We start from the raw sequence: 26,109 nt of genomic DNA, 5'->3' as shown, positions 1-26,109 counted from the left end.
AGATGACCGACTACCTCTCCACCGGACAGCTTCCCGACGACTACCGGGACCTGAAGGACACCGTCGCCGACTTCGCGCGGAGCGTCGTCGCGCCCGTCGCCGCCGAGCACGACGCCAACCACACCTTTCCGTACGAGGTCGTCAAGGGCATGGCCGATCTCGGCCTGTTCGGGTTGCCGTTCCCCGAGGAGTACGGCGGACAGGGCGGCGACTACTTCGCGCTGTGCCTCGCCCTCGAGGAACTCGGCAAGGTCGACCAGTCCGTGGCCATCACCCTCGAGGCCGGCGTCTCGCTCGGCGCCATGCCGATCTACCGCTTCGGCACCGAGGAGCAGAAGCGCAAGTGGCTGCCGCAGCTCGCGGCCGGCCGGGCCCTGGGCGCGTTCGGGCTGACCGAGCCCGGCGCGGGCAGCGACGCCGGCGGCACCAAGACCACCGCCAAACTCGACGGTGATCAGTGGATCATCAACGGCAGCAAGCAGTTCATCACCAACTCCGGCACCGACATCACCGAGATCGTCACCGTCACCGCCGTCACCGGCGAGCGGGACGGCAAGAAGGAGATCTCCACGATCGTCGTGCCCACCGACACCCCGGGCTTCGTGGCCGAGCCCGCCTACAACAAGGTCGGCTGGAACGCCTCGGACACCCACCCGCTGAGCTTCACCGATGTGCGGGTCCCGGCGGAGAACCTGCTCGGGGAGCGGGGCCGTGGCTACGCGAACTTCCTGCGCATCCTCGACGAGGGCCGCATCGCGATCGCCGCCCTGTCCACCGGTGCCGCACAGGGCTGCGTCGACGAGTCGGTCAAGTACGCGAAGGAGCGCGAGGCCTTCGGCCGTCCCATCGGCCGGAACCAGGCGATCGCCTTCAAGATCGCCCGGATGGAGGCACGGGCCCACGCCGCCCGCGCCGCCTACTACGACGCCGCGGCCCTCATGCTGGCCGGCAAGCCGTTCAAGAAGCAGGCTGCCATCGCCAAGCTGGTCGCGTCGGAGGCGGCGATGGACAACGCGCGCGATGCGACGCAGATCCACGGCGGCTACGGCTTCATGAACGAGTACGCCGTCGCGCGGCACTACCGGGACAGCAAGATCCTCGAGATCGGCGAGGGCACGACCGAGGTCCAGCTCATGCTGGTGGCGCGGGAGCTCGGCCTGTGAGCACCCGGGTCACCCAGCGCGGACTGTGGTTCGAGGAGTTCGAGGTCGGCACCGTCTACGAGCACCGCCCCGGCCGCACCGTCACCGAGGCCGACAACGTCGCGTTCACCACGATGACGATGAACACGCAGGCGCTGCACCTCGACGCCGCCTACAGCGAGGGCACCGAATTCGGTGAGCGCCTGGTGAATTCGATGTTCACCCTGTCCACTCTCGTCGGGTTGTCGGTGGCGCAGCTGACGCAGGGCACGATCGTCGCCAACCTCGGGTTCTCGGAGATCAAGTTCCCCGCGCCGGTCCGCCACGGCGACACCCTCTACGCCGAGACACTGGTCACCGACAAGCGTGCGTCCAAGTCCCGTCCCGGGCAGGGGATCGTCACGCTCGAGCACACGGCGCGCAACCAGCGCGGCGACGTCGTCGCGGTCGCGGTGCGCCAGACGCTGGTCCAGTGCCGGCCGGCCGGGGAGGAGCAGGCATGAGGTCCGTGCCCGCCGTCGGCGGCCCGGCGTGGTTGTTCTGTCCGGCGGATCGGCCGGAGCGGTTCGGTAAGGCGGCTGCGACGGCGGACGTGGTGATCCTCGATCTCGAGGACGGGGTGGCGCCGGGGGACAAGGACTATGCCCGCAAGTGCCTGCAGGACACCGCGCTCGATCCCGCTCGCACGGTGGTGCGGGTGAACCCGGCCGGCACCGACGAGCACGACGCCGATCTGAAGGCGCTGGCGGTCACGAGCTACACCCGGGTGATGCTGGCGAAGTGCGAGTCGGCGCAGCAGGTGACGTCGTTGGCGCCGCGGGAGGTGGTGGCGTTGATCGAGTCGCCGTTGGGGGCGTTGAAGGTCGACGAGATCGCGCTGGCCGCGGGCACGGTGGGGTTGATGTGGGGGGCGGAGGATCTCGTGGTGGGGCTGGGTGGGCAGTCCTCGCGCCGGGCCGACGGGACGTATCGGGACGTGGCGCGGCACGTGCGGTCGCAGGCGTTGCTGGCGGCGAAGGCGTACGGGCGGTTCGCCCTGGATTCGGTGTTCCTGGACATCCGGGATCACGACGGGTTGCGGGCGGAGGCGCTCGATGCGGTGGCGGTGGGGTTCGATGCGAAGGTGGCGATCCATCCGGGTCAGGTGGGGGTGATCCGGTCGGCGTATGCGCCGAGCGAGCAGGATGTGGCGTGGGCGCGGCGGGTGCTGGCGGCGGTGCCGGAGGAGCGGGGGGTGTTCCAGTTCGAGGGCCGGATGGTCGATGCGCCGGTGCTGCGGCACGCCGAGCAGATCCTGCACCGCGCCGTCGAGGCCCGCTCGGGTGATCACCGAGGGAGCGCGACGGCATGACCGACACGCAGATCCCGCCCCAGTGGACCCCCACCGAACAGGACGTCGCGAGCGCCCGCCTCACCGCCTTCGCCCGATGGGTCGAACGGCGCCACGGCGTCTCCCTCCCCGACTACCACGCCCTGTGGCGGTGGTCCGTCGACAATCTCGGACCGTTCTGGCAGGACGTGTGGGACTGGTTCGACGTACGGTCGCGCACCGACCCGGGACCCGCGCTGGACGACGCCACGATGCCCGGGGCCGTCTGGTTCCCGGGGGCGCGCCTGAACTATGCGGAGCACGCCCTGCGGCACGCGCGCGACGACCGCCCCGCGATCGTGCACGTCGGTGAGGACGGGAAACGCACCGAGCTGAGCTGGGCCGAACTCGCCAGGCAGACGGCCGCGCTGGCCGCCACCCTGCGCGAGCACGGCGTCGGTGTCGGCGACCGCGTCGTCGGCTACCTGCCGAACATTCCCGAGGCCGTGGTCGCGCTGCTCGCCACCGCAAGCATCGGCGCCGTGTGGGCGGCCTGCGGTCAGGACTACTCGGCGCCCGCGGCCCTGGACCGGCTCGGGCAACTCGACCCCACCGCCCTGATCACCGCCGACGGTTACCGGTTCGCCGGCCGCACCCACCCCCGCGCCGAGGCGGTCGCCCGGTTGCGGGAGCAGCTGCCCTCGCTGGCGCTGACCGTCGTGGTGCCCCGGCTCGCAGACCCGCATCAGGACCTCGAAGGTGCGCTCACCTGGGAGGCGGCCACCGTCGGGGAACACCCGCTGAGCCCCGAGCCGGTGCCGTTCGACCATCCGCTGTGGGTCGTGTTCTCGTCCGGGACCACCGGTCTGCCGAAGGGCATCGTGCACGGGCACGGCGGTGTCCTGCTCGAGCATCTGAAGGCGGTGTCGCTGCACACGGACCTCGGATCCGACGACACCTTCTTCTGGTACACGAGCCCGAGCTGGATGATGTGGAACTTCCAGGCGGCCGGGCTGCTCGTCGGGGCGACGATCGTCTGCTACGACGGCAGCCCGTCGCACCCGCGGGTCGACCGGTTGTGGGAGATCGCCGCGCAGGAACGGGTCACCGTCCTGGGCACCAGCCCGGGGTACGTGCTGGCCTGCATCAAGGCGGGCGTCGTGCCCCGGCGGGACCACGACCTGTCCGCGCTGCGCGCGATCGGCGTCACCGGGTCGACGCTGCCGGCGCCGTCGTCGCGGTGGCTGGCCGACAACGTCGGCGAGCACGTGCCCGTCATGTCCATCACCGGCGGCACGGATGTCGTCTCCGCGTTCGTCGGCGCCGTGCGCACCGTGCCGGTGTGGCCGGGTGAGCTGTCGGTGCCGTATCTCGGCGTCGCGCTCGATGCGTTCGACGAGCAGGGCCGCCCGGTCCGCGGCGACGTGGGGGAACTCGTGGTGACCGCCCCGATGCCGTCGATGCCGGTCCGCTTCTGGAACGACCCGGACGGGCACCGCTACCGCGAGGCGTACTTCTCGGTCTATCCCGGGGTGTGGCGGCACGGCGACTGGATCACGATCACCGGGCGCGGGACGGTCGTGATGCACGGACGTTCCGACTCGACGCTCAACCGGCACGGTGTCCGGATGGGCAGCGCCGACATCTACCAGGCCGTCGAGAAGCTCCCCGAGGTCCTCGAAGCGCTGGTCATCGGAGCCGAGCAGCCCGACGGCGGCTACTGGATGCCGCTGTTCGTGGTGCTCGCCGACGGCGTCACCCTCGACGATGCGCTGCGCGAGAAGATCCGCACCGTGATCCGCGAACAGGCCTCACCGCGACATGTGCCCGACGACATCGTCGCCGCACCCGGTGTCCCGCACACCCGCACCGGCAAGAAGCTCGAGGTGCCGATCAAGCGGCTGTTCCAGGGGGCCGACGCGGCCCGCACCGTCGACCGCAGCGCGGTCGACGCACCGGAGTTGCTCGACTGGTATGCGCAGCAGCGGCAGGCGCGGTGACCCGCGCCACCGCCGCCCGGGAGCGATGAGGATCACCTGACTGGACATTTGTCCTGTTCGGGTGGTCCGATGGCCGCATGACGCTCGCCATTGACATCTTCCTCATCCTGCACTTCATCGGCCTCGCCGGCATCATCGGCTCCTGGCTCGCCGTGATCAAGGAACCGCGCGTGGTGGCCGGCATGCTGCACGGCGCGATCCTGCAGGTGGTGACCGGACTCGCGCTGGTCGGGCTCAACGAGGCGGACGGCGCCGACCTGAACCACATGAAGATCGGTGTCAAGCTCGTCGTCGCCGTCGTCATCCTCGTACTCGCGATCGTCGGTCTGAAGAAGGAGCGGCAGAACCCGGGCTCGACCGCAGCCCTGGCACACGCGGCCGGTGCGCTCGGTGTCCTCAACGTCGTCATCGCCGTGCTCTGGTGACCGCTCCGACACCGCGGCGGCAAAGATGAAGCCGACCTTACCGACCCTGTAGATTGGTCCGGTGCGCAAGTCAGGCGGCCGGAAGGCGACCGGCGAGTAACCTGCTCGGGCAGCTCCGCGCCGACAGGCGGGGTGATCGTTGTCCCGGCGGGTCTCGCGGCGTTCGCGCCGTTGTCCGCCGTGTAACGCTCCTCCCCTGAACAGCAGATATACCTGAGCACGGTGCTCGCCCGGGTCACCGGGCGCGACGGTCGGGCCTGCGTCCGACGGTGAGAGAGAGGTTGGGGTTTGGACTCGCTGGGTGTCGGCGGATCGGGTGCGACGAACACGAACGCGGCGAACGTGCCGGACGGTGCCTTCCCCCTCTCTCCGGCACAGCTCGGGATGTGGTTCGCGCAACACGTCGACCCGTCGGTGCCCGCGAACATCGCCCAGTACGTCGAGCTCGTCGGCGACCTCGACCGTGGCCTCCTGCTCGAGGCCAGCGCGCGTGCCGCGCTCGAGATGGGCTCCGGTTTCCTCCGGTTCCTCGAGGTCGACGCGCAGCCGTACCAGCTCGTCGATCCGACCCTCGACGCCTCCATCGGATACGTGGACCTGCGGGACGCGGACGATCCGCGCGAGGCCGCGATGGAGTGGATGCGCGCCGACCGCAGCACCCCGGTCGACGTGCTCAAGGACCGGCTGATCTCGGCCACCGTCCTGCAGATCGGCGAGCGCCGCTACTTCTGGTACAACCGCGTCCACCACCTCGCGCTCGACGGTTTCGGCGCCGCGACCTTCATGACCCGGATCGCGGAGCTCTACACCGCCGCCGTGGAGGGCGCCGAACCCAGCCCCAACAAGGCGTCGGACGTGCGCACCGTGTACGAGGCCGAGATCGCGTACCGGAACTCACCGCGGTTCGACACCGACCGCGAGTACTGGTCGACGATCGTCGACGGCATCGACGAACCCACCAGCCTGGCCGGCCGCCCCGCACCGCCGGCCCCCGTCAGCCGGATCGACAGCGCCGCGCTCGGCGCCCGCGTCGAGGAGCTCGTCGACCATTTCACCGAACGCGAGAACACCAGCCTCGCCACCGCGGTGATCGCCGCCTTCGCCGCCTACATGGCCCAGATGACCGGCCGCACCGACGTCGTGCTCAGCCTGCCCGTCGCCGCGCGGACCACCGCGGTACTGCGCCGGTCCGGCAGCATGGTCTCCAACGTGGTGCCGTTGCGCCTCGAGGTGGCCGCCGGCACCACCGTGCGACAGCTCGTCGCGTCGGCCACCGCCGCCGTCTCGGGAGCGCTGCGGCACCAGCGGTACCGCCACGAGGACATCGTCCGCGACGCCGGGAGTGCGGCCGGCGGCCGCTCCACGTTCTTCGGCCCGTGGGTCAACATCATGCTGTTCGACAACGAGGTCCGCCTCGGCGACATGGTCGGACGGATCAACATCCTGTCCACCGGTCTCATCGAGGACCTCGGGGTCAACGTCTACAAGAGCGGTGGCACGCGCACCCACATCGACTTCGAGTCCAACCCCAACCTGTACGGCGTGCAGGAGTCCCGGGCGCACCACGCCCGGTTCGTGGAGTTCTTCGACCGATTCGTCGCGGCCGATCCCGAGCGGCGGGTATGGGACCTGCCCCTCGGAACCGGCGCCGAGACCGCCCGGGTGCTCACCGAGTGGAATCGCACCGAGCACCTCGTCGACCACCGCACGCTGCTCGCGGAGTTCGAGGAGCAGGTGGCACGCACACCCGACGCCACGGCCCTCGTGTACGAGGGCGAAAGCCTGACGTACGCGGAATTCGACGCCCGCGTGAACGCGCTCGCGCGGCTGCTCGTCGCGCGCGGCGTCGGACCGGAGTCCCTGGTCGGACTGTCGGTGCGGCGTTCGCTCGAACTGCTCGTCGGCATGTACGCGATCCTCGAGGCCGGCGGCGCCTGGGTGCCGATCGACCCGGATCACCCCGCGGACCGGACCGCCTACATTCTCGACACCGCCCGGCCCGTCTGCGTGGTCACGACCGCGCGTGACCGGGTGGATCTGCCCGCCGGCCTCGATGTGGTCGAGATCGACCGCATCGATCTCACCGGCCTGGACACGCGCCCGCTCACCGACGCCGACCGGCTCGGGCCGGTACGCCTCGACAGCACCGCCTACGTCATCTTCACCTCGGGCTCCACCGGGCGTCCCAAGGGTGTCGCGGTCACGCACCGGGCGATCGACAACCAGATCCGGTGGATGAACGACCAGTACGCGCTGTCGGCGTCCGACGTGTACCTGCAGAAGACCGCGACGACGTTCGACGTGTCGCTGTGGGGCTTCTTCATGCCACTGCGTGTGGGGGCGACCCTGGTGATCGCCACCCCCGACGGCCACCGCGACCCGATGTACGTGGCCGACCGGATCGCCGAACACGGGGTCACCGTCACCGACTTCGTGCCGTCGATGCTCACGGTGTTCGTCGCCAATGCCCGGCCCGGCTCGTGCGACACGCTGCGTCACGTGTTCGTGATCGGTGAGGCGCTGCCGGCCGAGACGGCGGCCGCGTTCGCCCAGCTGTGCCCCGCGCAGCTGCACAACCTCTACGGACCCACCGAGGCCGCGGTCTCGATCACCTACCATCGCGCCACGGCCGAGGACGTGACCACCGTCCCGATCGGCGTCCCCCAGTGGAACAGCCGCGTCTACGTCCTCGACCACCGGCTGCGGCCCGTGCCGCCCGGCAGGCCCGGCGAACTGTACCTCGCCGGGGTCCAGCTCGCGCGCGGCTACCTGCGCCGCCCCGACCTCACCGCCGACCGGTTCCTCGCCGATCCGTTCGGTGCCCCGGGCGACCGGATGTACCGCACCGGCGACCTCGTGTTGTGGTGCCTCGGCGCGGACGGTGCCGGATACCTCGACTACATCGGCCGGACCGACTTCCAGGTCAAGTTCCGGGGTCAGCGCATCGAGCTGGGCGAGATCGAGGCGGTCCTGCTCGCCGCCCCGGAGGTCTCGCAGGCCGTCGTGCTCGTGGTGCCGACGGCGACCGGCGACCAGCTCGTCGGCTACCTCGTCGCCGCCCCCGGCCACGCGATCGACACCGAGGCGCTGACCGAGGCGCTGGGCCGGGCGCTGCCGTCGTACATGGTTCCGGCGTCGCTGATGGTGCTCGACGCGTTCCCGCTCAACACCAGCGGCAAGCTCGACCGCAAGGCCCTGCCCGAGCCGGTGTTCAACAGCGCCCGCATGTTCCGGGCGCCGCGCACCGCCGCCGAACGGGTCGTGGCCGAGACGTTCTCCGAGGTCCTGGGAGTCGCCGAGGTCGGCCTCGACGACGATTTCTTCGAACTCGGCGGCAACTCGCTCGTCGCCACCCAGCTCGTGTCCCGGATCGGCTCCGCCATGGACACCCAGGTTCCGGTGCGGGTGCTGTTCGAGTCGTCCACCGTCGTGGGCCTCGCGGCCCGGGTGGCACGACAGTCCGGATCGGGTGCCCGCCGGCCGCTCGTCGCGGGCCCGCGGCCGGACGTGCTGCCCCTCTCGACGGCGCAGCAGCGGATCTGGTTTCTCAACCGATTCGACGCCGGCACCGCCGCCTACAACCTGCCCTTCACGGTGCGGCTGACCGGTCCGCTCGATCCGGCCGCCCTCGACGCCGCCTTCGGCGACGTCGTCTCCCGGCACGAGACGCTGCGGACCGTCTACCCGGCCGTCGACGGGGAACCGCAACAGGTGATCCTGCCGGTCGAACACGTCGACAGCCGGGTCCCCGTGCTCGACATCACCGCGTCCGAGCTGCACGACCGGGTCGTGGCCCTGGCACAGCGCGGGTTCGACGTCGCCGTCGACGTGCCGTTCCGGATCGCGCTGTACCGGCTGGCGGACGACGAATTCGTCCTGGCGATGGTGTTGCACCACATCGCCGCCGACGGGTCGTCCTTCGAGCCGCTCGTGCGCGACATCGTTGCCGCATACGCGGCGCGGGCGGCCGGCTCCGAACCCGGCTGGTCCGCGCTCCCGGTGCAGTACGCCGACTACGCGCTGTGGCAGCGCGACGTGCTCGGTCTCGAATCCGACCCGAACTCGATCTCCGCGCAGCAGATCGCCTACTGGACTCGGGAACTCGACGGCATCCCGGATCAGCTCGACCTGCCCGCGGATCGTCCCCGCCCGGCGGTCGCCACCTACCGCGGCGACAAGCGCCGGTTCGTGATCTCGGCCGAGACCCACCGTGGTCTCGTCGAGGTCGCCCGCTCGCACCATGCGTCGCTGTTCATGGTGATGCACTCCGCGTACGCCGTCCTCCTGTCGAGACTGAGCGGATCCGACGACATCGCCGTCGGCAGCGTCGTCGCCGGCCGTGGTGATCGTCTGCTCGACGACCTGATCGGCATGTTCGTCAACACGCTGGTGCTGCGTACCCGGGTCGATCCGGGTGCGCGCTTCGAGGAACTCCTCGACCGGGTCCGCGACTCCGATCTGAGCGCCTTCTCCAATGCGGACGTCCCGTTCGAGCGGCTCGTGGAGGTCCTCAAGCCGCCCCGGTCCACGGCTCGGCACCCGTTGTTCCAGGCTGCGTTGGCGGTGGAATCTCCTGGAACGCGCGACATTTCGTTCTCCGGGGTGCGCGCCACCGCGGCCGAGTTCGACGTGCCGATCGCGAAGTTCGACCTGCAGCTGTGGCTCGTCGAGCGGACCGACGACGAGGGGCGCCCGGCCGGCGTCAATGCCGTGTTCGAGTACGCGACCGACCTGTTCGACACCGACACCGTCGACGTCTTCGGGCAGCGTTTCGTGCGGATCCTCGAAGCGATCGTCGCCGATGCGGCCACGCCCGTCGGTGACATCGACCTCCTCGCGCCCGAGGAGGAGGCCCGGCTCGTCTCGGTCCGCGGCCCCGAACTCCATCGTGCGGAGCGACCGCTCGTCGAACTGCTCACGGCTGGAGTGGATCTCGCGCCCGATACGATCGCCGTCCGATGCGGCGAGTCGGCCCTGACGTACCGGGAGCTCGACGAGTGGTCCAACCGCCTCGCCCGCGTCCTCGTCGACAGCGGTGTCGGACCCGAGACGATTGTGGCCCTGGCCTTCCCGCGCTCCGCGGAGATGGTGCACTGCGTGTGGGCCGTCGCCAAGACCGGCGCCGCGTACGTGCCGATCGATCCCGCCCACCCGGTCGAACGCATCCGGCACATCGTCCGGGACTCCGGCGCCGTCCTCGGTCTGACCACCGCCGCGCACCTGCCGGAGCTGCCGGCGGATTTCGACTGGAACGCCCTCGACGCCGACGAGACCCGCGCGGCGATCGAACGGGCCTCGGCCGCGCCGCTCGGCGACGCCGACCGGCTCGCGCCGCTGCGCCTCGACCACGTCGCGTACATGATCTACACCTCGGGGTCGACGGGCCTGCCGAAGGGCGTCGCCGTGACCCACCACGGGCTCGCCGCGCTCGTGCAGGAGAGCGTCGAACTGTACGGCGTCACCGAGCGGTCACGGGTGTTGCACGTGTGCGCGCCCAGCTTCGACCCGTCGGTGCTCGAGTGGCTGATGGCCGGCTCCTCCGGCGCCGAACTCGTCGTGACACCCGCGAACGTGCTGGGTGGCACCGAACTGCACGACCTGATCGAGACGTACGGGGTGACCCATGCCGTCATCACCCCCGCCGTGCTCGGATCGGTCGACCCCCGCGATCTCGACACGCTGCGCGTCCTCAACGTCGGCGGCGACGTCTCCACCGCCGATCTGGTCGCCCGCTGGTCGCCCGGCCGCCGCTACTTCAACGCGTACGGCCCGACCGAAACCACGATCGTCACCACCCGCGGCGAACTGCACCCGGGCGAGCCCATCACCATCGGCACCCCCGTGGCCGGGGTCGGTGCCCTCGTGCTCGACGCGCGGCTGCACCCCGTTCCGGTCGGCGTGTCCGGGGAGCTGTACCTGACCGGGGACGCGCTCGCGCGTGGCTACCACCGGCGGCCCGCACTGACGGCGGACCGTTTCGTCGCCTCCCCGTTCGGCGCGCCGGGCGAGCGCATGTACCGCACCGGCGACGTCGTACGGTGGGACGACGAGGGCCGGCTGGTGTACGCCGGGCGGACCGACTTCCAGGTCAAGGTCCGCGGCTACCGTATCGAACTGGGGGAGATCGACGCCGCCTACCTCTCGCACCCCGCCGTCGACTTCGCCACCACGATCGGGCACGAAATGCCCTCGGGGCAGACCACTCTGGTCACCTACGTCCACGGCGAGGCGGGACTCGACAGCGAGGAGCTCACCGGGTACGTCGCCGGATTCCTGCCGTCCTACATGGTTCCCTCGGTCTGCGTCGTCCTCGACGCCGTCCCCCTCACCCCGAACGGCAAGGTGGACCGCAAGGCACTGCCCGAGCCGGTGTTCGAGGCGCGGGCCTTCCGCGCCCCCACCACGCCGATCGAGGAGATCGTCGCGGGCACATTCGAGAGCGTCCTCGGCATCGACCGGGTCGGGCTGGACGACGACTTCTTCGAGCTCGGTGGCAACTCGCTCGTCGCGACCCAGCTCGTGTCCAGGCTCGGTGCGGCCCTCGACACCCAGGTGCCCGTGCGTCTGCTGTTCGAGGCGTCGACCGTCGTCGCGCTGGCCGCGCGGGTCGAACACCGTGCCGGCGCCGGCCGCCGCATCCCGCTCGTGGCCCAGCCGCGCCCCGACCGGATCCCGCTGTCCCTGGCCCAACAGCGCATGTGGTTCCTGAACCGGTTCGAGCCCGAATCGGCCACCTACAACCTGCCCTTCGCGCTGCGACTGTCCGGTGAACTCGACATCACCGCGCTGCAGGTCGCCATCATGGACGTCATCGACCGGCACGAGTCGCTCCGAACCGTCTACCCCGAGGGGCCCGACGGGCCGATGCAGGTCGTCACGGACGCTGCCACGGCGGTGCCCAACCTGACGCCGACGTCGATCACGGAAGAGAACCTGCAGCAGGAGATCTCGGCGCTCGCGTCCACCGGGTTCGACGTGACCCGCGAGGTGCCCGTGCGGGCCCACCTGTTCGAGATCGACCCGACCGAGCACGTGCTGGCGATCGTCATGCACCACATCTCCGCCGACGGCTGGTCGATGGGACCGGTCGCACGTGACGTCATGGCCGCCTACGCCGCGCGCATCGAGTGGGAGCGTCCCGCGTGGCCGCCGCTGCCGGTGCAGTACGCGGACTACACACTGTGGCAGCACGAACTTCTCGGCTCCGAGAGCGACCCGGAGTCGCTGATCGCCGACCAGCTCGCCTACTGGCGCACCACCCTCGCCGGGCTGCCCGACCAGCTCGACCTGCCGTCGGACCGGCCGCGGCCGGCACGGCAGTCGTTCCGCGGCGGCACCGAGCGGTTCGTCGTGTCCGCCGAGGTCCATTCCGCGCTCGACGACGTCGCGCGCCGGCACGGCACCACGCTGTTCATGGTGGTGCACGCGGCGCTGTCGGTGCTGCTGGCGCGGTTGTCGGGGACCGACGACATCGCCGTCGGCACCCCGGTGGCCGGTCGCGGCGAGCAGGAACTCGACAACGTGGTCGGCATGTTCGTCAACACCCTGGTGCTGCGGACCCAGGTGGACCCGGACCAGCCGTTCACCGAGCAGCTCGCCCGCGCCCGGGAGGCCGCGCTCGGTGCGTTCGCGCACGCGGACGTGCCGTTCGAGCGGCTGGTGGAGGTGCTCAATCCCGCCCGGTCGACGGCGCGGCACCCGCTGTTCCAGGTCATGCTGGCCTTCCAGAATCTCGGGTCGACCCACGTGGAGCTGCCCCGGCTCGTCCTGGAGACACAAGCCATCGACACCTCGGTGGCCAAGTTCGACCTGCAGCTGACGCTGTCCGAGTCCACGGACGACGACGGCGGAGCCGACGGGCTCGTCGCCGAGATCACCTATGCGACGGATCTGTTCGATGCGTCGACGGTGGCGGGGTTCGCGGCGCGGTTCGTGCGGGTGCTCGAGGAGGTGGTGGCCGATCCGTCGGTGGCGGTGGGGGATCTGGAGATCCTCGAGCCGGGGGAGCGGTCGCGGGTGCTCGAGGTGTGGAACGACACGGGGCATGCGGTGCCGGCGGTGACGTTGGTGGGGTTGTTCGAGGAGCAGGTGCGGCGGTCGCCGCAGGCGCCGGCGGTGACGTTCGACGGTGTGTCGCTGACGTACGGGGAGTTCGCCGGGCGGGTGCGGCGGTTGGCGCGGCATCTGGTGTCGGTGGGGGTGGGGCCGGAGTCGCTGGTGGGGTTGGCGATGCGCCGGTCGATCGATCTGCTGGTGGGGATGTATGCGGTGGTGGAGGCCGGGGGCGGGTATGTGCCGCTGGATCCGGATCAGCCGGCCGAGCGCAACGGGTACATCCTCGAGGTGGCGGCGCCGGTGGTGGTGTTGACCACGACGCGGGACGGGTTCGTGGTGCCGGGGGAGAGCTCTGTCCGCACTCTGGTGCTCGACGAGTTGGATGTGTCGGGGTACTCGGGTGCGCCGGTGTCCGATGCGGAGCGGCGGGCGCCGTTGCGGGGGTCGAACACGGCGTATGTGATCTTCACGTCGGGGTCGACGGGGCGGCCGAAGGGGGTGGCGGTCTCGCATGCGGCGATCGTCAATCGTCTGGTGTGGATGCAGGGGCGGTACGGGCTGACCGGCGCGGATGTGGTGTTGCAGAAGACGCCGTTCACGTTCGATGTGTCGGTGTGGGAGTTCTTCTGGCCGTTGCAGGTGGGGGCGCGGTTGGTGGTCGCGGCCCCGGACGGGCACCGCGACCCCGCCTACCTTGCTGCGCTGATGGCCGAGCAGTCCGTCTCGGTGGTCCACTTCGTGCCCTCCATGCTCGCCGTGTTCGTCGCCGAGCCGACCGTGGCCGACCTGCCTTCGCTCCGCTACGTCTTCGCCTCGGGTGAGGCACTGCCGGGCGCCGTCGCGGCGCGCCTGCGGACGCTGGTCCCGGGGGCGGCGGTGCACAACCTGTACGGGCCGACCGAGGCCGCGGTGGATGTGACGTTCCACGAGGTGACCGACGCGGATGTGGTGTCGGTGCCGATCGGTGCGCCGGTGTGGAACACGGGTGTGTTCGTGCTCGACGGGCGGTTGCATCCGGTGCCGGTGGGGGTGCCGGGTGAGTTGTATCTGGCGGGTGTGCAGCTCGCGCGCGGGTACGTCGGCCGGTCGGATCTGACCGCGGATCGGTTCGTGGCGAACCCGTTCGGGGCGGCGGGGGAGCGGTTGTACCGCACCGGTGATCTGGTGACGTGGACCGCCGGCGGGGAGCTCGAGTACCTGGGCCGCACGGACTTCCAGGTCAAGCTGCGTGGTCTGCGCATCGAACTCGGCGAGATCGAAGCCGCCCTCGTCGAACACACCGAGGCGGCCCAGGCGGTCGCGCTGGTCCGTGCCGAGCAGCTGGTGGCGTACGTCGTCCCGGCGGCCGGAGCGTTCGACGACGCCTTCGCTCGTCGCACCCTCGAGGCGCACCTCCCGTCGTACATGGTGCCGTCGGCGTTCGTGGTGCTCGCGGAGTTGCCGCTGAACGCGTCGGGCAAGCTGGACCGGAAGGCGTTGCCGGAGCCGGTGTTCGAGGTCAAGGCGTTTCGTGCCGCGACGACTCCGGTGGAGGAGATCGTGGCGAGTGTGTTCGCCGAGGTGCTCGGTCTCGAGCGGGTCGGTCTCGACGACGACTTCTTCGCGCTCGGCGGCAACTCGCTGATCGCCACGCAGGTGGTCTCGCGGATCGGGGCGGCGCTCGACGCGTCGGTGCCGCTGCGGGTGCTGTTCGAGAATTCGACCGTCGAGGCGTTGGCCGCCCGGATCGACGGTCACGACGGTCCGGCGCGACGTGCCCCGCTGGTTCCGCAACCCCGGCCCGAGCGGGTGCCGCTGTCGCTCGCCCAGCAGCGCATGTGGTTCCTCAACCGGTTCGATCCCGATTCGACGGCGAACAACATTCCCGTGGCCGTCCGCATGTCCGGCCGGCTCGACGTCCCGGCGCTCGAGGAAGCGGTGTGCGACGTCCTCGCCCGCCACGAATCCCTGCGCACCGTCTACCCCGACCTCGACGGGTACGGCTACCAGAAGGTGCTCGCGCCCTCCGAGGCCCGCGTCCCGCTCGAGGCCGTGCGCATCGACCCGGCGCAGCTGCCCGACGAACTGCGGACGCTGGCGGCCACGCACTTCGACGTGTCCACCGACGTCCCGATCGTCGTGCGGTTGCTGTGCCTGAGCCCCGAGGAGCACGTGCTCGTCGCGGTCATGCACCACATCGCCGGCGACGGCTTCTCGATGGGTCCCCTCACCCGCGACATCATGGTCGCCTACGCGGCCCGGTCGCTCGGCAACGAACCCGCCTGGGAGCCGCTCGAGATCCAGTACGCCGACTACACCCTGTGGCAGCGCGACGTGCTCGGCTCCGAGGACGATCCGGACTCGCTCGTCACCCGTCAGCTCGAATACTGGAAGCAGACGCTCGACGGCCTGCCGGACGGCCTCGACCTGCCGACCGACCGTCCACGGCCCGCGGTGGCGACGAATCGTGGTGCGACACACAGGCTCACACTCGACGAGTCGCTGCACGCTGCGCTCGGCCGGCTCGCCGGCGAACAGCGCGCGACGGTGTTCATGGTGGTTCACGCCGCCCTGGCGCTGCTGCTGGCCCGTCTCGGCACCTCCCGGGACATCGCCGTCGGCACCCCGGTGGCCGGCCGGGGGGAACGCTCGCTCGACAACCTGATCGGCATGTTCGTCAACACCCTGGTGCTACGCACCGAGGTGGACACTGCCGACACCTTCGCCGAACTGCTCGCCCGGGTGCGCGAAGTCGACCTCGGGGCCTTCGCGCACGCCGAGGTGCCGTTCGAGCGCCTGGTGGACGTGCTCGCGCCGGAACGCACCCAGGCCCGGACCCCGTTGTTCCAGGTCATGCTGGCGTTCCAGAACATCGGCGACGTGGCCCTGGAACTACCGGGACTGTCGGTGGCGCAACTGCCGCTCGACGGCGGCGTGGCGAAGTTCGACCTCATGGTCACGATCCTCGAGGGTCAGGCGGCCGGCACCGACGCGGGTGCCCTCGCCGTCGAGATCTCCTACGCCACCGACCTGTTCGACGCCTCGACGATCGCCGCCGTGGGCGACCGGTTCGTCCGGCTGCTGCGGCTGGTGACCGAACGACCCGACGTGCCGGTCGGCGACCTGCCGATGCTGCCGGGGACGGAACTCGTTGCGGTCGAGCAGCTTTCGCACGGTCCCCGTCGAGCGCTCGATTCCGACGCCACCCTGGTCGATCTCCTCGCCCGGCAGGCGGCCCGCACGCCCGACGCCGTGGCTGTGGAGTCGGCCGAGTCGACGTGGACGTACCGCGAGTTCGGCTCCCGCGTCAACGCCCTGGCGCGGTATCTCGTCGCGCACGGCGCGGGACCGGACACCGTCGTCGCGGTGGCCGCGAGCCGCTCCACGGAGATGCTCGTGGCGATCCACGCCGTCCTGGCCGCGGGGGCCGCCTACGTCCCGCTCGACCCGGACCAGCCGGCCGACCGGATCGCGTACGTCCTCGAATCCGCTTCGCCCGTAATGGTTCTCACCCGCACCGGATCTGACCGTCTGCCGGGCGCGGGCACGGTGCCGATCGTGGCGCTCGACGAGGCCGACACCGCACCGTACGGCGACGCGCCCCTGACCGACGCCGACCGGCTCGCACCGCTGCGCCCGGATCATCTTGCGTACGTGCTCTACACGTCCGGCTCCACCGGCCGGCCGAAGGGTGTGGCCGTGCCGCACGCCGCCGTGGTCAACCAGCTGCTGTGGATGCAGGACCAGTTCGGCCCGGGCGCCGGCGACGTCCTGCTGCTCAAGACCCCCGCCACCTTCGACGCCTCGGTCTGGGAGATCTTCCTGCCGCCGCTCGTGGGCGCCCGGATCGTGGTCGGCGCACCCGACCTGCACCGCGACCCCGCCGCGATGGCGGCAGCGATCGCCCGGCACGCCGTCACCCTGGCCCAGTTCGTGCCCGCCGTCCTCGACGCCGTGCTCGAACACCTCGACCGGGCGACCGCCGCGTCCCTGACCCAGGTCTTCTGCGGCGGCGAGAGCCTCCCGGCCGACACCGTCGCCCGGCTGCACGCACTGAGCGATGCACCCGTCCACAACCTGTACGGCCCGACCGAGACGACGATCCAGACCGTCCACCGGACGGCCGGACCCGGCGACACCGCAACGGTCCCGATCGGTACCCCGGTCTGGAACACCGGCGCGCTCGTGCTCGACGAACGGCTGCACCCCGTGCCGCTCGGCGTCGCCGGCGAGCTCTACCTCACCGGTCCCCAGCTGGCGCGGGGCTATCACGGCCGCCCGGATCTGACGGCCGAGCGATTCGTCGCCGACCCCTGGGCCAGCGGCGAGCGGATGTACCGCACCGGCGACCTGGTGCGGTGGACCGCCGCGGGCGAGCTCGACTACCTGGGCCGCACGGACCTGCAGGTCAAGTTGCGCGGCCTGCGTATCGAACTCGGCGAGGTCGAGTCGCAGCTGACCGCCCTCGACGAGGTGCGCCAGGCCGTCGCCGTGGTGCGCGAGGACCCGCGCTTCGGATCGCAACTGGTCGGCTACGTCGTTCCCGAGCCGGGCGTCGCGTTCGACCCCGCCCGGGCGAAGGACGCGCTGGCCACCACGCTGCCGTCCTACATGGTGCCGTCGGCCTTCGTCGCCCTGGAGGCGTTCCCGCTGAACGCCAGCGGCAAGATCGACCGGCGCGCGCTGCCGGCCCCGACCTTCGAAGCACGCACCTTCACCGCGCCGCGGACCCCGGTCGAGGAGATCGTCGCGGGCGTCTTCGCCCAGGTACTGGGTGTGCCGCGGGTCGGCCGCGACGACGACTTCTTCGATCTCGGCGGCAACTCCCTCGTCGCGACGCAGGTCGCGGCCCGCCTCAGCGACGCGCTCGACGCGTCGATCCCGGTGCGGGCACTGTTCGACGCCCCGACCGTCGAGGCTCTCGCGGTGCGGGCCGAGCAGGAGGCCGGCGCGGGTCGCCGCACCCCGCTGGCCCCGTACGAGCGGCCCGAGCGCATCCCACTGTCGCCGGCGCAGCAGCGCATGTGGTTCCTCAACCGATTCGACCCCGGGTCGGCGGTGAACAACGTCCCGATCGGCGTGCGTTTCACCGGCGCCCTCGACGTGCCCGCCCTGCGCGGGGCGATCCGGGACCTGACCGAGCGCCACGAGGTGCTGCGCACCGTCTACCCCGACGTGGACGGCACCGGCTACCAGCAGATCCTGCCGGAATCCCCGGTGCGGCTCGAGGTCGAGCAGATCGACGCGCAGGCCCTGCCGGACCGTGCCCGCGAACTCGTCACGCGCGGGTTCGACGTCACCACCGAGGTGCCCTTCCGTGCGGTGGTCTTCGAGCTGAGCCGAACCGAGCACGTGCTGCTGTTCGTCGCCCATCACATCGCCACGGACGGGTTCTCCCTGCGTCCGCTCGCCCGCGACGTGATGGTCGCCTACGCGGCCCGCACCCGCGGCGAGCTGCCCGGCTGGGCACCGCTCGAGATCCAGTACGCGGACTACGCCCTGTGGCAGCGCGACGTGCTCGGCTCCGAGGACGAGCCGGGATCCGTGGCCGCCGAACAGGTGCAATTCTGGAAGCGCACGCTCGCCGGGCTGCCCGACCAGCTGGACCTGCCGTCCGATCGGGCCCGTCCCGAGCGGGCCTCCGGACACGGCCGCACCAGCCGCTTCCACGTCGACGAGGCGCTCCACGACCGTCTGCAGAACCTTGCGCACGAGAAGAACACGTCGCTGTTCATGGTCGTGCACGCGGCGCTCGCGGTGCTGCTGGCCCGGTTGTCCGCCACCGAGGACATCGCGATCGGCACCCCGGTCGCCGGCCGCGGCGAGGCCGCCCTCGACGACCTGGTCGGCATGTTCGTCAACACCCTCGTCCTGCGCACGGACGTGCAGGGCGGGCAGTCCTTCGCGGAACTGCTCAGCGCGGTGCGCGAGAGCGACCTCGACGCGTTCGCCCACGCGGACGTGCCGTTCGAACGGCTGGTGGAGATCCTCGACCCGGAGCGCTCCCAGGCCCGGCACCCGCTGTTCCAGGTGGTGTTGACCTTCCAGAACATCGGACAGGCCGAGTTCGAACTCGACGGTCTCGCGCTCGAGGCTCTCGACTACGACCCGCCCACGGCGAAATTCGACCTGCAGTTCACCTTCTCGGAGCAGGTGGCCGAGGACGGTTCGGCGGCCGGCATCGCCGCCGCCGTCACCTACGCCACCGACCTGTTCGACGAGCTGCGCGTCGCCGCCTTCGCCGAGCAGCTGCTGCGGATCCTGCGGGCCGTGGCGGCGGATCCGTCGGTGGCGGTCGGCGACATCGAGATCGTCGACGAGTTCGAACGTGAACTCGTGGTCTCCCGGTGGAACTCGCTCGGTGACGACGTCGCCCCGGCGGACGTGACGCTGGTGGACATGTTCGAGGCGCGGGTCGCCGCCGCACCCGGCGACACCGCGGTGCGGTTCGGCGACGAGGCACTGACCTACGCGGAGTTCGCGTCCCGGGCGCGGCGACTGGCCCGGCATCTGATCTCGGTGGGCGTGGGCCCCGAGTCGCTCGTGGCGGTCGCGCTGCCGCGGTCGCTGGATCTGGTGGTCGCCCTCGTCGCGGTGCTCGAGGCCGGCGGCGGGTATCTGCCGGTGGACCCGAACTACCCGGCCGACCGGATCGAGTTCATGCTCACCGACGCCGCACCGGCCGCGGTGCTCACCGCCTCCGGCACCGGGATCGAGGTGCCCACCGCGGTGCCGGTGGTCGAGCTCGACACCGTCGACCTCTCGGGGACGGACGACGCGCCGATCCGCGACGAGGAGCGCACCGCGCCGCTGGGCGCCGCGAACCTCGCGTACGTCATCTACACTTCGGGGTCCACGGGCCGGCCGAAGGGCGTGCTGATCCCGCACCGGAACGTGGTGCGGCTCATGGTGAACACCGAGTCGGTCTACGGGTTCGGCCCGTCGGATGTGTGGACGATGTTCCACTCGTACGCGTTCGACTTCTCGGTGTGGGAACTGTGGGGCCCCCTGCTGTACGGCGGCACCCTGGTGGTCGTGGACTGGTTCACCTCGCGCTCGCCCGAGGCGTTCCGCGAGTTGCTCGTGCGCGAACGGGTGACGGTGCTCAATCAGACACCGTCGGCGTTCTACCAGCTCGCCGAGGCCGACCGCACGGCCGGTGGCACGGAGGGCGACCTCGCTCTGCGGTACGTGATCTTCGGCGGTGAGGCCCTCGAGCCGCGCCGGCTGGCGGGCTGGTTCACCCGGCACGGGGACACCTCCCCGCGGCTGGTGAACATGTACGGCATCACCGAGACCACGGTGCACGTGTCGTACCGGGAGATCGGTGCGGAGCTGGCCGAGGCCGGTTCCGCGAGCATCGTGGGCGTGCCGATCGCGGGCCTGCGGGTCTACGTCCTCGACACCCGCCTCAACCCGGTTCCGGTGGGCGTGGCCGGTGAGATGTACGTCGGCGGCGGCCAGCTGGCCCGCGGCTACCTGGGCCGCCCGGACCTGTCCGCGGCCCGGTTCGTGGCCGACCCGTTCTCCGCCGACGGTGGATTGCTGTATCGCACCGGCGATGTCGCGCGCTGGGCGGTCTCGGGGGACCTCGAGTACCTCGGCCGCGCGGACGACCAGGTCAAGATCCGCGGCTTCCGGATCGAGCTCGGCGAGGTCGAGTCGGCCGTGCTGGCCCAGCCGACGGTCGGGCAGGCCGCGGTGATCGTGCGCGAGGACGCCCCCGGCGCGGCGCGCATCGTCGCGTACGTGGTGCCCGCCGACGGCGCGACCGTCGACGTCGAGGAACTGCGCGCCGGGGCGGGTGCGCTGGTGCCGGAGTACATGGTGCCGTCGGCGTTCGTGGTGATCGACGCGATCCCGTTGACCGTCAACGGCAAGCTCGACCGCCGGGCGCTGCCGGAACCGGTGTTCGAGACCCGGGTCTTCCGGGCGCCGTCGACGCCGGTCGAGGAGATCGTCGCGGGCACGTTCGCCGAGGTGCTCGGCGTCGAGCGGGTGGGCGCGGACGACGACTTCTTCGAGCTCGGCGGCAACTCGCTGATCGCGACGCAGGTCGTGTCACGGCTCGGGGCGGCGCTCGACACGCAGGTCCCGGTGCGGACGCTGTTCGAGGCCTCGACCGTCGCCGCGCTCGCGGCGCGGGTCGAGCAGGACGCCACCGGCGGCGCCCGGGTGCCGCTGACCGCGCGCACGCGTCCCGAACGCATCCCACTGTCGCCGGCGCAGCAGCGCATGTGGTTCCTCAACCGCTTCGACCCCGAGTCGACGGCGTACAACATCCCGATGGCCCTGCGCCTGACCGGCGACCTCGACGTCGACGCGCTGCGCGCCGCCGTCGCCGACCTGGTGGCCCGCCACGAGACCCTGCGGACCGTGTACCCGGAGACGAATTCCGGTCCGGTACAGGATATCCGGCCCGCCACCGCGGTCCCGGTCGACCTCGACCCGATCGACGTCCCGGCGGCCGAGCTGGAACCGCGCCTGCGCGAACTCGCCTCGACCGGCTTCGACGTCACCCGCGAGATCCCGCTGCGGATCGCGCTGCTGCGTCTCGCACCCACCGAGTACGTCCTGGTCACCGTGGTGCATCACATCGCCGCGGACGGCTCGTCGATGGTGCCGATGGTGCGCGACGTGATGACCGCGTACGCCGCCCGTTCCGCCGGCACCGAGCCGGCGTGGGCACCGCTCGAGCTGCAGTACGCGGACTACGCGCTGTGGCAGCGGGAGCTGCTCGGATCCGAGGACGATCCCGAGTCGCTCGCCGCCCGCCAGCTCGACCACTGGCGGACCGCGCTGGCCGATCTGCCGGATCAGCTGGACCTGCCCACGGACCGGCCGCGGCCCGTGCAGCAGTCGTTCCGCGGCGACCGGGTCGAGTTCGTCGTGGACGCGGACGTGCACGCCGCGTTGCGCGACCTCGCGCGCGCCCGCAACGCGACCGTGTTCATGGCGATGCATGCCGCGTTCGCGGCACTGCTCGCGCGCCTGTCCGGATCCGACGACATCGCGGTGGGCACGCCCATCGCGGGCCGCGGCGAGGCCGCCGTCGAGAACCTGATCGGCATGTTCGTCAACACGCTGGTCTTCCGCCTCTCCGTCGACGGAAACCGGTCGTTCGACGAACTGCTCGGGGCGGCACGGGAAACCGACCTGCAGGCGTTCGCACACGCGGACGTGCCCTTCGAGCGGCTCGTGGAGGTGCTCAACCCGGCCCGCTCCACCGCGCGGCACCCGCTGTTCCAGGTGGGCTTCTCGTTCCAGAACCAGCAGCGCACCGAACTGGAACTGGCGGGCCTGACCGTCGCCCCGATCGACCTCGAGGGCGGCACGTCGCAGTTCGACCTGCACCTGATCGTCAGCGACCGGTACGACGAGCAGGGCGCCCCGGCCGGGATGGACGCGATCCTGACCTTCGCCACCGACCTGTTCGACGAGTGCACCGCGCGTGCTGTGGCCGAGCGTTTCCGGCAGTTGCTCCGTGCACTGGTGCAGGCGCCGGACGTGCCGGTGGGCGAGCACCCCGTGCTCCTCGCGCGCGAAGAGCACGACGTCCTGGCGGCGTGGAACGACACCGCCCACGAGACCGGCGCGGCCGCAACGCTCGTCGACCTGTTCGACGAGCAGGTACGCCGGGACCCCGGCGCGGTCGCACTGGTGTACGAGGGTGCCGCCGTCACGTACGGCGAGTTCGACGCCCGCGTCAACCGTCTCGCCCGGCACCTGATCGCCCAGGGCGTGGGGCCGGAGGACCGGGTCGCGCTGATCGTGCGGCGTTCGCCGGAACTCGTCGTCGGCATGTACGCGATCGCCAAGGCCGGCGGTGCGTACGTGCCCCTCGACCCGGACCAGCCGGCCGAGCGCAACGCCTACATCCTCGACACCGCGGCGCCCACGTGCGTGGTCACGGTCGCGGCGGATCGGATCGACGTGCCCGGCGTGCCGGTCGTCGAACTCGACCGCGTGGACCTCTCCGGTCTGCCGGACGCGCCGGTGACCGCGGCCGAACGTCGCGCGCCGCTGCGTGCGGCGAACACCGCGTACGTGATCTTCACGTCCGGATCGACCGGCCGGCCCAAGGGTGTGGCGGTTCCGCACGCCGCCGTGGTCAACCAGATGGTCTGGAAGCGGGACGCGTTCGATCTCGGACCGGACGACGCGGTGCTGCTCAAGACCGTCGCCACGTTCGACCTGTCGGTGTGGGAGTTCTGGTCGGCGCTCACCTCCGGCTCGCGTCTGGTGATCGCGACCGCCGACGGGCACCGCGATCCCGACTACCTGCTGCGGTTGCTGCGCGACGAGCGCGTCACCACTCTGCATGTGGTGCCGTCGATGCTGTCGATGCTCACGACCGCCGCGGGTGGGGAGGTCGCGTCGTCGCTGCGGCGCGTGCTCGCCATCGGCGAGGCGCTGCCGGCGGCCACCGCGCGGCAGTTCCGGGCGGACAACGCGGCGGCCCTGTTCAACCTGTACGGGCCGACCGAGGCCGCGGTGTCCGTCACCGTGCACGAGACGAGCGACGCCGACACCACGGTCGTGCCGATCGGTGTGCCCGAGTGGAACAGCCGCGTGTACGTGCTCGACGCGCGCCTGCGCCCGGTGCCGATCGGGGTGGCCGGCGAGCTGTACCTGGCCGGCGCGCAGCTGGCGCGCGGCTACCACGGTCGTCCCGACCTGACCGCCGACCGGTTCGTCGCCGACCCGTTCGGCGGCGGCCGGATGTACCGCACCGGCGACATCGTGCACTGGAGCCGTGACGGCGAGCTGGTCTACCGCGACCGCGCCGACTTCCAGGTCAAGGTGCGCGGCTACCGCATCGAACTCGGGGAGATCGAATCGGTGCTGCGCGCCCGCGACGGGGTGCGCGACGTCGCCGTCCTCGTGCGCACCGACCCGCACGTCGGCGACCGGCTGGTGGCCTACGTGGTCCCGGCCGTCGGAGCCGACGCTGCCGGAGCGGACGCTGCCGGATTCGATGCGGCCGAGACGAAGACGGCACTGGCGCAGGCCCTTCCGTCGTACATGGTGCCGTCGGCGTTCGTCGTCCTCGAGGCGCTCCCGCTGAACACCAACGGCAAGCTCGACCGCCGGGCGCTGCCCGAGCCGGAGTTCGAGACCGGGCAGTTCCGGGCCCCCACCACCCCGGTGGAGGAGATCGTCGCCCGGATCCTCGCCGAGGTTCTCGGCATCGAACGCGCCGGCCTCGACGACGACTTCTTCGAACTCGGCGGCAACTCCCTGCTCGCGACGCAGCTGGCCTCCCGGCTCGGTGTCGCGCTCGACACCCGGGTGTCGGTGCGGACCGTGTTCGAGGCGTCGACCGTCGCGGCGCTGGCCGGCCGGATCCAGCCGTCCGTCGGCCGCGGTGCCCGGCCACCGCTGGTACCGCAGCAGAGGCCCGACCGGATTCCGCTGTCGCTCGCGCAGCAACGGATGTGGACCCTCAACCAGGTGGATCCCGGGTCCGGGGTCTACAACATCCCCGTCGCGGTGCGGCTGCGCGGCTCCCTCGACACCGAGGCCCTGCGCTCGGCGGTCGCCGACGTGATCGCACGGCACGAGGTGCTGCGAACGGTGTACCCGGACACGGCGGACGGCCCGGTCCAGGTGGTGCTCCCGACGGCGCAGGCGCTGCCGGACCTGACCCCGGTGCCGGTGTCGGAGAACGAGATCGTCGACCGGCTCACCGACGTCCTCGGTGCGGGCTTCGACGTGACGGCACCGACCCCGCCGGTGCGGGCACGGTTGTTCCGCGTCGCCGACGACGAGCACGTGCTCGCCCTGGTGGCGCACCACATCAGCGCCGACGGCTACTCGATGCGGCCGCTCGTGCGCGACGTGATGGTCGCCTACGCCGCCCGCGCCGAGGCGCAGATGCCCGGCTGGGCGGAGCTGCCGGTCCAGTACGCCGACTACACGCTGTGGCAGCAGCGGGTGCTCGGCAGCCCGGACGACCCCGACAGCGAGCTGTCCCGCCAGCTCGGGTACTGGACCGACGAGCTGACCGGCAGTCCCGAGCTGCTCGCGCTGCCGACGGATCGGCCGCGGCCGGCGCGGCAGTCCACCGAGGGCGACTCGGTGACGTTCACCATCGGGGAGGCGCTCGCGCAGCGCATCGAGAAGACCGCCCGCGAGCACAACGCGACGGTGTTCATGGTCGTGCACGCCGCCCTCGCGGTGCTCCTGTCGCGTCTGGCGTCCGCCGAGGACGTCGCGGTCGGAACTCCGACCGCAGGCCGCGCCGAGGAAGTGCTCGACGACCTGGTGGGCATGTTCGTCAACACGCTGGTGCTGCGCACCCGCGTGGCCGGCGGGGACACCTTCGCCGATCTGCTCGCCCAGGCGAAGGAGAAGGACCTCGCGGCGTTCGGCAACGCCGACGTGCCGTTCGAGCGGCTCGTCGACGCCGTCGGCCGCAGGCGGTCGAGCTCGTACACGCCGCTGTTCCAGGTGATGCTCACGTTCCAGAACATCGAGACCGGCACGCTGGAACTGCCCGGACTGGCGGTCACCCCGCTCGATGCGGGCGCCCACCAGGCGAAGTTCGACCTGCAGTGCACCTTCGTCGAGCAGTTCGCGCCCGGCGGCGGCCTCGGCGGCCTCGAGGTGATCTTCACCTACGCGACCGCGCTGTTCGACCGGGAGACGGTCGAGCTGTTCGCCGAGCGGTTCACCCGCATCCTCGAGGCGGTGACGTCGGATCCGCAGATCCGGTTGCGGGCGATCGACATCCTCACCGAGGCCGAACGGGCCCGGCTGGCCGCGCCGCGCAAGCCGCGGACGGTGGCGGACCTGCCGGATCTGGTCGCCGCCGCCGCCGAGGCCGCCCCCGACGCGGTGGCGCTCAGCCACGAGGGCCGGGACGTCACCTTCGGGGAGTTCGCGCAGAAGCTGGCCGCGACGGCCACCGCGACGGGCGGGGCGCTGACCGCGGAGGCGCTCGTGCCTGTGGTGTTGAACACCCTCATCCCCGGCGTCCTGCCCGCGCTGGGTGCCGACGGGTTCGCCGAACTGGTCCGATCCGTGCTCGCCGCGGCCGACGAGATCACCGGTGGGGGGCTCTGACCTGGGCGCTTCGTTTGCTGTCGGTCCGACCGGGATAATCGAACATCGACTGTCGTCCGACCCCGTGGGCACCGGGTGCCACGGGGTCGGACGGAGCGCGCACGACAGTGCGCGACACGCAGAGGTATCGG

At 71.3% G+C, this 26,109-nt stretch carries 6 protein-coding genes; all 6 read left to right on the top strand.

The features are described from left to right. Positions 1-2: 2 nt before the first annotated feature. The 6 genes from QNA09_RS15915 to QNA09_RS15890 all read left to right on the top strand — a co-directional run bounded on the left by QNA09_RS15915 (position 3) and on the right by QNA09_RS15890 (position 25,978). Positions 3-1,163: an acyl-CoA dehydrogenase family protein gene (locus QNA09_RS15915; protein WP_010591911.1), complete on the top strand. Its 1,161-nt coding sequence runs from the start codon at positions 3-5 to the stop codon at positions 1,161-1,163. Then, positions 1,160-1,645 carry a MaoC family dehydratase gene (locus QNA09_RS15910; RefSeq protein WP_040272224.1) on the top strand — a complete coding sequence of 162 codons (486 nt, stop codon included), beginning with the start codon at positions 1,160-1,162 and terminating at the stop codon, positions 1,643-1,645. The genes QNA09_RS15915 and QNA09_RS15910 overlap by 4 nt, the downstream gene beginning before the upstream one ends. Beyond that, on the top strand, positions 1,642-2,493 hold the full coding sequence (locus tag QNA09_RS15905; protein WP_234575033.1) for a CoA ester lyase: 852 nt from the start codon (positions 1,642-1,644) through the stop codon (positions 2,491-2,493). The genes QNA09_RS15910 and QNA09_RS15905 overlap by 4 nt, the downstream gene beginning before the upstream one ends. Further along, positions 2,490-4,451: an acetoacetate--CoA ligase gene (locus QNA09_RS15900; protein WP_040272228.1), complete on the top strand. Its 1,962-nt coding sequence runs from the start codon at positions 2,490-2,492 to the stop codon at positions 4,449-4,451. Before QNA09_RS15905 ends, QNA09_RS15900 begins: the two co-directional genes overlap by 4 nt. Positions 4,452-4,528: 77 nt before the next feature. Further along, on the top strand, positions 4,529-4,876 hold the full coding sequence (locus QNA09_RS15895) for a hypothetical protein (protein WP_017682323.1): 348 nt from the start codon (positions 4,529-4,531) through the stop codon (positions 4,874-4,876). A 288-nt stretch (positions 4,877-5,164) separates the two neighbouring features. Then, positions 5,165-25,978 (top strand): non-ribosomal peptide synthase/polyketide synthase, encoded by a 20,814-nt coding sequence (locus QNA09_RS15890; protein ID WP_308071973.1) that lies wholly within the window; start codon positions 5,165-5,167, stop codon positions 25,976-25,978. The last annotated feature ends 131 nt before the right edge of the window (positions 25,979-26,109 follow it).

The sequence above is a fragment of the Rhodococcus sp. AH-ZY2 genome, from assembly GCF_030916465.1.
Classification (GTDB): Bacteria; Actinomycetota; Actinomycetes; order Mycobacteriales; family Mycobacteriaceae; genus Rhodococcus; species Rhodococcus ruber.
The sequence above is the reverse complement of the archived record's forward strand: the minus strand, read 5'-3'. Positions and strand labels throughout refer to the sequence as shown.